We start from the raw sequence: 1,332 nt of genomic DNA on the forward strand, positions 1-1,332 counted from the left end.
ATAATTATATCCCGATGACGCAGCGCTGAATAATCAATAGACTTACCATATATATTATTTAATTTACCTTTGATTGAACCTCTATTATCTAATTTATCTTTGATTGCATCTTCATTATCGAATTGATTTGAATTGAGTGTTTTATTAAAGTATCCAGTTGCACCGGGTATTATCTTCAACATGATTCATCTACCTTTTTTGTCGTACCGTGTCCTCCTTATAATTCTTTTGCCATCTGGTCACTATCAAAAATCGCTCATAATTTCTGAACTACAGGTATGCGTTTAAACCCAGTTAAATAAATAGCGAGTTAACTTGAAGCAATTTATTTAAAAATGAATTATTAATTATTATCGTGTTGATAATGGTACGACAAGGCAACATAACACCTTACCTACAAAACAGAAAATCAACATTACGGCAACAATAAGGGTTCTCGGTGTTTTTCCTGGAACATGGTAAAGTAAGGACATTCTTAACCCCCACTTTGAGGTGCCCGATGGAAAAGACCACAACGCAGGAGTTATTAGCGCAGGCTGAAAAAATCTGCGCGCAGCGTAATGTGCGCCTGACCCCACAGCGCCTGGAAGTGTTGCGCCTGATGAGTCTGCAGGATGGCGCTATCAGCGCTTATGATCTGCTTGATTTACTGCGCGAAGCTGAACCGCAAGCCAAGCCGCCAACGGTTTATCGCGCGCTGGATTTTCTGCTTGAGCAAGGTTTTGTGCATAAGGTGGAATCCACCAACAGTTATGTGCTCTGTCATCTGTTCGATCAGCCCACCCATACGTCAGCCATGTTTATTTGCGATCGCTGCGGCGCAGTGAAAGAAGAGTGTGCAGAAGGCGTGGAAGACATTATGCATACGCTGGCGGCAAAAATGGGGTTTGCCCTGCGGCATAATGTGATTGAAGCACATGGGCTCTGTGCGGCATGTGTAGAAGTGGAAGCGTGTCGTCATCCTGAACAGTGCCAGCATGATCACTCTGTGCAGGTGAAAAAGAAACCGCGTTAAGAGGGCGTACATCCTTGTACACGTCGGGCAGGAGGGATTAATTACCAGCGATATTCATTGCGGGTTTCCCAATCCACGACCTCTTTTTCTGCCTGATCTTTCTGATAACCATAACGTTCCTGGATTTTACCGACCAGTTGATCACGTTTACCTTCAATGATCGTCATATCATCATCGGTCAGTTTGCCCCATTGCTCTTTCACTTTACCTTTAAACTGTTTCCAGTTACCGCCGGCTTCATCTTTATTCATAATCAAGACCTCATCGTTAGGTTGTGAATGAGAGTACGTTCACTTTTCTTCTGAACGTGAGATTAA

At 43.0% G+C, this 1,332-nt stretch carries 3 protein-coding genes; 1 reads left to right on the plus strand and 2 read right to left on the minus strand.

Annotated elements, in window-relative coordinates; genetic code table 11:
• On the minus strand, positions 1 to 182 hold a 182-nt coding region (locus tag R7Z41_RS23825), incomplete at its 3' end, for a protein YjbL (protein WP_318141621.1).
• Between the two features lie 317 nt (positions 183 to 499).
• Between R7Z41_RS23825 and zur the strand changes: the two genes are divergently transcribed.
• Positions 500 to 1,015, plus strand: coding sequence for a zinc uptake transcriptional repressor Zur (gene zur / locus R7Z41_RS23830; RefSeq protein WP_001295691.1), 516 nt, complete (start codon positions 500 to 502; stop codon positions 1,013 to 1,015).
• A 41-nt stretch (positions 1,016 to 1,056) separates the two neighbouring features.
• Here zur and R7Z41_RS23835 read toward each other — a convergent pair whose 3' ends face one another.
• The gene (locus tag R7Z41_RS23835; protein ID WP_001030593.1) at positions 1,057 to 1,266 is read right to left on the minus strand and encodes a CsbD family protein; all 210 of its coding nucleotides are present in this window, start codon (positions 1,264 to 1,266) and stop codon (positions 1,057 to 1,059) included.
• Between the last annotated feature and the right edge of the window lie 66 nt (positions 1,267 to 1,332).

The organism is Vibrio sp. 1457, assembly GCF_033340195.1.
Lineage (GTDB): Bacteria > Pseudomonadota > Gammaproteobacteria > Enterobacterales > Vibrionaceae > Vibrio > Vibrio alginolyticus.